This window comes from Kandleria sp., assembly GCF_017934775.1.
GTDB classification, from domain to species: Bacteria; Bacillota_I; Bacilli_A; order Erysipelotrichales; family Coprobacillaceae; genus Kandleria; species Kandleria vitulina.
The window spans coordinates 1-7,155 of sequence record NZ_JAGBIX010000018.1; the positions used below are offsets into that span (position 1 = coordinate 1).

Below are 7,155 nucleotides of genomic sequence, written 5' to 3' on the forward strand. Positions count from 1 at the left end.
AATATACTTCTAATATAATTCGGTTCAATAACAGATGATTCATATGAAACTGCAACTGTTATTTAATGAGATTAGCCAAAGAACAAAGATAATGTAAAAAAACTTCATTTTTTACTTGAATTCCTTATAGTTGGCTCTCTTTCAATAATAAAAGATGAACCTACAGACTTTAATTTATTATTCAAGTAAGACATATAAACACGCATCCTTGTATGATCACAAGTTAATTGTTTAGATAGCTCATCAATGCTTATTTCTTTTTGATGAGTCATCAAGTAAGAAAGAAGACGACATTCTCTTGAGGAAAGACGAATACTGTTATGACAGATAAGCTCCTCTTTCTCCAAATCTAAGCGCATATTTCCTTTTTCAATGCATCCTTTTTGATTATTTCTTCGATGCAACGCATGAAGTCTTGCCATTAGCTCTTTTATCGCAAACGGCTTGCATAAATAATCGTCTGCACCTACTTCTAATCCTGAAACACGATCCTCAACTTCGCCCTTGGCAGTAAGGAAGATGGCTGGTGTAGAAATCTGCATTTCTCTTATTTTCTTTAATGTGGATATACCATCAAGACGTGGCATCATGATATCAAGAATCATGATGTCATAAATATGCTCCTCTACAAGCTGAAGTGCCTCTATTCCATCATTGGCAATATGAACCTCATAGCCCTCATTTTCAAGAAGTGTCTTTAATGCACGAGAAAGTGCTGCTTCATCTTCTGCTAATAATAATCTCATAATTCATCCTCCTCTATGAGCGTCTTGATGGTCTGCATGCTTAAATCACATGATGCCAATTCATCCGCACATCTCTTTAGTTCTTCTTGAATCAGTTCTTTATTTTTAAGCTGATGCTTATAGCTTACTTTATGTTCAAGTGCTGCCCACGAATCCATGGCAATGGTTCTAAGCTGTACTTCTACAAAGTAACCTTCTATCTTCAAGATCATATGATAACTGCGATAACCATTCTTTTTGACATTCTTGATATAATCTTTTTCTTTTACCACTTCCACATAGTCCAATGATTTAATCATATCTTTACAGTAGTAGACATCATCTAGAAAAGATGTCACCACCCTGATACCGATGCTGTCAGTTATTTCATGAAGAACGCTGTTCTCATTGACTGGCAGCTGTTTTCTAAGACACTTTTCCCTCATTGATTCATCACTTTTGATACGATAATTTAAGTGCTCATAATGGGAAGAATACTGTTTTATATCTTCTACAAGATGAGAAAGAATTCTTTCCATCACTTCAAGATGATTGCCATATATTGTCATCATGATCTCCTCCAATCGCACTTATTCTAGCATAAGAAAAAAGAGACAAATTGAATTTGCCTCTTTTTACACTATTTCACATTTTAATGAAAATACATCACATATTTTACAGTGTTTTTCGTAGATTTTCTCCAATAAGATACGATGCTTTACCAAAAATCATTGTTAAAGTATCAGCACCCTGCACAATACCAGATGCACCAAGAGCCTTGATTTCATCAATTGGCAATTGTGATTGATCTTTTAGTTTTACTTTTAATGTAGAAGGTGTTGTTTCTACATCTACGATATTATCAATTCCACCTAAAGCCTGAATAAGTCTATCAAGATCAATTGGGCATTCCATCTCTTTCGATGATTTGTTTTTTAAAATAAAAAATACTGCTAGCGCAACAAGGATAAGCGCAGCGACAATTGCTATAATAATTGTTGAGTTCATATTCTTCCCTACCTTTTACATTGAAACATTTCTAATTTATAGTATACTATATGCGAGTAAAAAAACAAAGAGAAATGGAGGTGTATCCATGTCACTCATTGATACACTAAAGAAACATCCTTTGGTTATTGTGCTATTGATGCTACTGTCAATCTCATGTCTAGCTATTGCTAGTGCAGCACCGATCATGACCAGCATCGCCCATCCGGGACGAATGTGGATCATGCAGCTGGCCTACTATATAGTGGGAGGAGTAATGATCCTGCTTATCTTTAGATCGGGTATGGAGACAATATATAAGCATATCAAGCCTATCTATTGGATCTTTATGGCTCTTCTTCTAGGATTGGCTATTGACCACTTTGTCTATACGAGAACAATGCATCATGTTGTACCGGGAGCGACATATGTCAATGGTTCTACCTGCTGGTACAATTTGAAAGTTTTCTCTTTTCAGCCAAGTGAGTTCATGAAGATCATTATGGTCATGTATCTTGCACAAATGACAAAGGCCTTTAATGAAAACATTACCGTTCGTACAAGAGATACAGATATTCAATATGTACTTGAAGTACTGAAGATTTCTATTCCACCAGCATTGCTTGTCTTCTTAGAAAATGATACTGGTGTCATTATGATCATGATGTGTGCCTGCTTCTTTATTCTTATTTCAAGTGGAATGAACGGACGCTGGTTTATCTTTCTATTTGCAGCAGTAGGAATCATCGTAGTCCTTATGTCACTGCTGTTCTTATATCACAATGAAATCTTCACAAAGATTATCAGCGGACACAGATTAGACCGTATCTATGGATGGCTTGATCCTGAAGGTACAACCGCCAATCAGGGAATGCAGCTATGGTTCTCCATGATTTCCTATGGTACAGCATCGTGGTTTGGACATGGCTTTGGTGCAACAGTCATGGCTTTCCCTGAAGCCCATACCGATTTTATCTTTGCGATTATCGCTACAGACTTCGGATTTATTGGCGCTATTATCACAATTGCGACAATCTGCTTATTTGATATTATCCTATTACGAATTGGACTTAGATCTGAAAATGAAAGAGACAAACATTTCACAATGGGAATTCTTGGATGTCTGCTTTTCCAGCAGGTATGGAACATCGGAATGATTCTTGGATTATTGCCAATTACTGGTATTACATTACCATTAATTTCCTATGGTGGATCATCGCTTCTTTCATATCTTCTCGCATTAGGAATTTTTGTAGATATGGATTATCATAATAAGATCAGCAATTACAATACACACATGTAAAAAAAGAGTCGTTTTAATTACGACTCTTTTTAAATGTCATCATTTGCTTTGTGAAAGGATGGGGAAAAGTTATTTCTACACTATCTAAATAAAACTGTCCTTCTTGTTCATTATAAAGTGGATCACCAACAAGCGGATGTCCAATTGAAGCAAGATGTACTCTGATCTGATGAGTACGCCCGGTTTCTAATATACATTCAATAAGAGAACTGTCTTCATAATTTTCAAGTGTACGATAATGTGTCAAGGCATAGACCCCACTTGGATCGACCATGCGTCTTGTCGCATGATCAGGAGCATGCGCAATCGGCTGTTCAATATCACCATCTCCAGGATGACCTTCTACTATCGCATGATAGATGCGTTTTACCTTCTTGATATCACGTGAATAGAAATCATGAACATAGCGACTCTTAGCTACTAGCATTAATCCTGATGTATCTTTATCTAGACGATTGACAAAATGAATAGCAGAATCAATATGATGCTGCTGGTAATAAAACATGATCGCATTTCCCAATGATTCAGTTAAATACATACGATTAGGAATCGTAGCTAATCCTGCTGGCTTATCTACAACCATCAGATACTCATCTTCATAGACAATCTTAAATGGGATGTCTACTGGAATGACCTGACTTGTTTCTTTGGGAAAGATGACAGTGACTTCATCATCTTCTTTGACAATTCTATTTAAGAATGAAGGTTCCCCATTGACAAGAATTGACCCATGATTTCTTGTATCCTTGACTAGCTTCTTGGAAATATGCTGATGATATAAATATTCATCAAGACGCATAGAGGCGTCTTTTTCTACTGTAAATGTTAATTTCATAAAAAACTCTTCTTTAAACGTTCAATAAATGGCGCATGCTTATAATCTGCAAAACGTGCAACACGTTTTGAAATCATGATATCCACAACCGCATTTTCTTTTAATTCATAAGCATCCAGATCAACACATAAAACCGAATGCTCATAATTCACAGTCTTCAAGCGAATATAAGTTCCCTCTCCTAGTATGAGACTAGAACCAAGTGAACGATAGGCATTATGATTAATACCTGCAATCTCACTTAACTGCATAAGACGCAATGAAGGATCAATGACAGCTCCCTGAATAGATTTATTATAAGCGGTAGACCCCGATGGTGTACTGACACATAGACCATTGCCTCTAAATGTCTCTAGTTTTGTATCATTAATAAAAACATCAATCACCTGTGAATGACGATTGTTCTCTAATCTCATTTCATTTAAGGCATAGTGGACCTTAGATTGTGTATGCACCTCAATTAATGAGCGGTTGAATATTTCTGGAGTGAGATGTTTTATATCATTAATGAGATCTAATGCATCTTCACTTTGATAATCTGTAAAAAAACCCAATGTCCCTGTATGAATACCTAAAAAGACGACTTCTTCTAATTGATCAATGTATTTATGCACCGCATAAAGAATTGTACCATCCCCGCCAACGGATAAGACAAGTTCAGGATGGACTTCATCATAAATCATAAATTCATCAAGATGTTTTCTTAAAAGTTTAGTCATTTTATGAGACTTTTCATCTTTTTTTGTAACTATCGCATATTTCTTCATAATATTCACCCGAAATTATTATATAGGCATTTGACCCTTTTGACAACTCACGCTACAATACTTTTGAGGTGGACGTATGAATACAAATAAAGAAATAGAATATAAGATTCTTCTTGATGAAAAGACTTTCTCTAACATGTTGAGTGCTTATCCTGATCATAAATCTTACACACAGATCAATTACTATTTAACTAGCAAAGAACTTCAGGAGAAGAAGTATGCTTTACGTGTAAGAGAAAAAGAAGGACGATACGAATTGACATTAAAGATTCCTCAAGGCTTTGCAAAGATGGAATATAATCTTGATATCAGTGAAAATACCGCAAAAGAAATTTTAGCAGACCATATGCCAAAAAATGATATTACAGATGTTCTTGAAGAACATGGCATTGATCCATCATTAATCATTCACAATGCTTCATTAAAGACCATTCGTCATGATATCATATTAGATTATGGTGTACTTTCTTTAGATGAGAACTTCTATAATCAAAAGCATGACTTTGAAATGGAATTTGAGTTAACTGATGAAAAAGGACATCAGCAGTTCAACGAATTAAAGGAACAGTTCCATCTTGATTACACCAAAAATGCACCAAGTAAAATAAAAAGAGTTCTTGCTACAATGTAGCAGAACTCTTTTTCTGTTTGTGATCACGTTCATACGCTTCTTTTAAGCTATACTCTTTAGCAAATGGTGGACAAAAATCCGCATGATCGCATTGGGCTAGCTGTCTTAATTCCCTTGGAATGAAAGCTCTGATTTCTTCGGAGTTATAGCCAACCTGGAAACGTCTTTCATCAATGATGATAGGTCGCTTTAAAACAGAAGGATTATCCTGAATAAAAGCAATCAACTCATTAATTGACATATCTTCGATATTGACCTTATTCTCCTTCATGATCTTAGAGCGTTTAGAAATAATATCTTCAGTACCATTTTCACTTCTTTCAAGTAATTCCTGGAGCTCTTCTTTTCTTAAAAGAGTAGAAAATATATTCTTCTCTACATAGGGAATATCATGTTCATTAAGCCATGCTTTTACCTTACGGCATGATGCACAGCTTGGTGCTGTATAGATTCTGATCATTCTCTATCACCTCTCATTCTCAATTATAACCTATAATTTTGGTTTGTATATCTTTTTTCTTAAAAGATTTGCTTTTTTCATATATATTTTTTATAATATTATAAGCGATGATAAGAAATAAGTAGATGCTATGAAGTGAGAAAGAGAGTCTGCGGGTGGTGAAAGCAGTCCATGACATAGTGTTGAATTGGGTTCTTTGAGCATCTTCTAGCATGAGTTGGAAGACGTACTCTGCGTTAAAGAGAGTCCCATAAAGGTGGCATAACAGTACATCTGTCCTTTAAGGACAGATGTTTTTTTGGAGGTAATATTATGAAAAGAATGCTAAGTGGCATCAAGCCTACCGGTCGTGTAACGCTTGGAAACTATATTGGCGCTATCAAGCCATTTGTCAGCTATCAGAATGAATATGAAATGATTATTTTTATTGCCAATCTTCATTCTATGACAATCTATCAGGAACCAAAAGATTTAAGACAGAACACAAAGGATCTTATTGCCCTTTATTTAGCAGCAGGACTTGATCCAGAAAAAGTAACATTATTCCTACAGAGTGATGTATTAGAACACGCTCAGCTAGGATGGTATTTAGGATGTATGGTCAACATGGGAGAACTTTCTCGTATGACTCAGTATAAGATGCAGGTAGAAAAAGCAGCAGCAAGAAAAGATGCATCCATCGGTGCAGGAATCTTCAACTATCCATCGTTAATGAACGCTGATATCCTTATGTATGATCCAGATTATGTTCCAGTTGGTGAAGATCAGAAGCAGCATGTCGAACTAGCTAGAAATATTGCAGAAAGATTCAACAGTCGCTATAGCGATACATTTAAATTACCAGAACCACTTACACCAAAAGTTGGCGGACGTATCATGAGTCTTCAGGATCCAACAAGCAAGATGAGTAAATCTGATCCTACTGGAAAAGGATGTATCTATATTCTAGATCCAATCAATGTATCTAAGAAAAAAATCATGTCAGCCGTAACTGACAGTGATTCCACTATTAAATATGATAAAGAAAATAAACCAGGTATTTCTAACCTTCTAGAAATCTATTCAATCTTAGGAAAGAAATCCATCCCTGAAATTGAAGCTATGTATGAAGGTAAAGGCTATGGTGAATTCAAGAAAGATCTTGCAGAAATCGTAGGCGAAGAACTACAGAAAATTCAGGATCGTTATCAGGAAATCATCTCTGGCAACTACATTGATGAAATCCTTGAAAAAGGTGCTGAAAATGCCAGACGTATGGCTAGAAAGAAACTAGCTAAAGTAGAAAGAAAAATGGGTATTACAATTAAGAGGCTGTAACGAAATAAAATACAGTAAAAAAGTGGCGTACTCACTATTTAGTGAGTGCAGCCACTTTTCTGGTATAATTAGGTTATGAGTTACAAGAATATAAAAGAACCTAATTACAGTAATCATTATAACCTATATC

At 35.5% G+C, this 7,155-nt stretch carries 9 protein-coding genes; 3 read left to right on the plus strand and 6 right to left on the minus strand.

Features of this window, described 5'->3' with window-relative positions:
* Positions 1–104: 104 nt before the first annotated feature.
* The 3 genes from J6L95_RS02710 to J6L95_RS02720 all read right to left on the minus strand — a co-directional run bounded on the left by J6L95_RS02710 (position 105) and on the right by J6L95_RS02720 (position 1,733).
* Positions 105–746, minus strand: a complete 642-nt coding sequence (locus tag J6L95_RS02710; protein WP_287458060.1) for a response regulator transcription factor — start codon at positions 744–746, stop codon at positions 105–107.
* A complete protein-coding gene (locus J6L95_RS02715) occupies positions 743–1,297 on the minus strand; it encodes a GTP pyrophosphokinase (protein ID WP_074686135.1) in 555 nt (184 codons plus the stop codon). Before J6L95_RS02715 ends, J6L95_RS02710 begins: the two co-directional genes overlap by 4 nt.
* A gap of 103 nt (positions 1,298–1,400) precedes the next feature.
* Positions 1,401–1,733: a PTS sugar transporter subunit IIB gene (locus J6L95_RS02720; protein ID WP_287458061.1), complete on the minus strand. Its 333-nt coding sequence runs from the start codon at positions 1,731–1,733 to the stop codon at positions 1,401–1,403.
* Positions 1,734–1,821: 88 nt separating this feature from the next.
* On the opposite strand from J6L95_RS02720, the gene J6L95_RS02725 reads away from it, so the two are divergent.
* Positions 1,822–3,015 (plus strand): FtsW/RodA/SpoVE family cell cycle protein, encoded by a 1,194-nt coding sequence (locus tag J6L95_RS02725; protein WP_074686137.1) that lies wholly within the window; start codon positions 1,822–1,824, stop codon positions 3,013–3,015.
* A 13-nt stretch (positions 3,016–3,028) separates the two neighbouring features.
* Here the strand turns inward: J6L95_RS02725 and J6L95_RS02730 are convergent, their stop codons facing one another.
* Together J6L95_RS02730 and J6L95_RS02735 are read right to left on the minus strand one after the other, a co-directional pair.
* The gene (locus J6L95_RS02730; RefSeq protein ID WP_287458062.1) at positions 3,029–3,850 is read right to left on the minus strand and encodes an RluA family pseudouridine synthase; all 822 of its coding nucleotides are present in this window, start codon (positions 3,848–3,850) and stop codon (positions 3,029–3,031) included.
* Positions 3,847–4,617, minus strand: coding sequence for an NAD kinase (locus J6L95_RS02735; RefSeq protein ID WP_074686138.1), 771 nt, complete (start codon positions 4,615–4,617; stop codon positions 3,847–3,849). The genes J6L95_RS02730 and J6L95_RS02735 overlap by 4 nt, the downstream gene beginning before the upstream one ends.
* Before the next feature lie 76 nt (positions 4,618–4,693).
* On the opposite strand from J6L95_RS02735, the gene J6L95_RS02740 reads away from it, so the two are divergent.
* The gene (locus J6L95_RS02740; protein WP_287458063.1) at positions 4,694–5,248 is read left to right on the plus strand and encodes a CYTH domain-containing protein; all 555 of its coding nucleotides are present in this window, start codon (positions 4,694–4,696) and stop codon (positions 5,246–5,248) included.
* On the opposite strand, the gene spx is transcribed toward J6L95_RS02740, so the two are convergent.
* Positions 5,238–5,708 (minus strand): transcriptional regulator Spx, encoded by a 471-nt coding sequence (spx, locus tag J6L95_RS02745; protein WP_029071060.1) that lies wholly within the window; start codon positions 5,706–5,708, stop codon positions 5,238–5,240. The genes J6L95_RS02740 and spx overlap by 11 nt on opposite strands.
* Before the next feature lie 312 nt (positions 5,709–6,020).
* Between spx and trpS the strand changes: the two genes are divergently transcribed.
* On the plus strand, positions 6,021–7,025 hold the full coding sequence (gene trpS, locus J6L95_RS02750; protein WP_287458064.1) for a tryptophan--tRNA ligase: 1,005 nt from the start codon (positions 6,021–6,023) through the stop codon (positions 7,023–7,025).
* The last annotated feature ends 130 nt before the right edge of the window (positions 7,026–7,155 follow it).

Excerpts from the sequence above, each read along its gene's own strand:
- spx (WP_029071060.1), bottom strand. The coding sequence starts at position 5,708 with ATGATCAGAATCTATACAGCACCAAGCTGTGCATCATGCCGTAAGGTA.
- trpS (WP_287458064.1), top strand. The coding sequence starts at position 6,021 with ATGAAAAGAATGCTAAGTGGCATCAAGCCTACCGGTCGTGTAACGCTT.
- J6L95_RS02715 (WP_074686135.1), bottom strand. The coding sequence starts at position 1,297 with ATGATGACAATATATGGCAATCATCTTGAAGTGATGGAAAGAATTCTT.
- J6L95_RS02720 (WP_287458061.1), bottom strand. The coding sequence starts at position 1,733 with ATGAACTCAACAATTATTATAGCAATTGTCGCTGCGCTTATCCTTGTT.
- J6L95_RS02735 (WP_074686138.1), bottom strand. The coding sequence starts at position 4,617 with ATGAAGAAATATGCGATAGTTACAAAAAAAGATGAAAAGTCTCATAAA.
- J6L95_RS02725 (WP_074686137.1), top strand. The coding sequence starts at position 1,822 with ATGTCACTCATTGATACACTAAAGAAACATCCTTTGGTTATTGTGCTA.
- J6L95_RS02730 (WP_287458062.1), bottom strand. The coding sequence starts at position 3,850 with ATGAAATTAACATTTACAGTAGAAAAAGACGCCTCTATGCGTCTTGAT.
- J6L95_RS02740 (WP_287458063.1), top strand. The coding sequence starts at position 4,694 with ATGAATACAAATAAAGAAATAGAATATAAGATTCTTCTTGATGAAAAG.
- J6L95_RS02710 (WP_287458060.1), bottom strand. The coding sequence starts at position 746 with ATGAGATTATTATTAGCAGAAGATGAAGCAGCACTTTCTCGTGCATTA.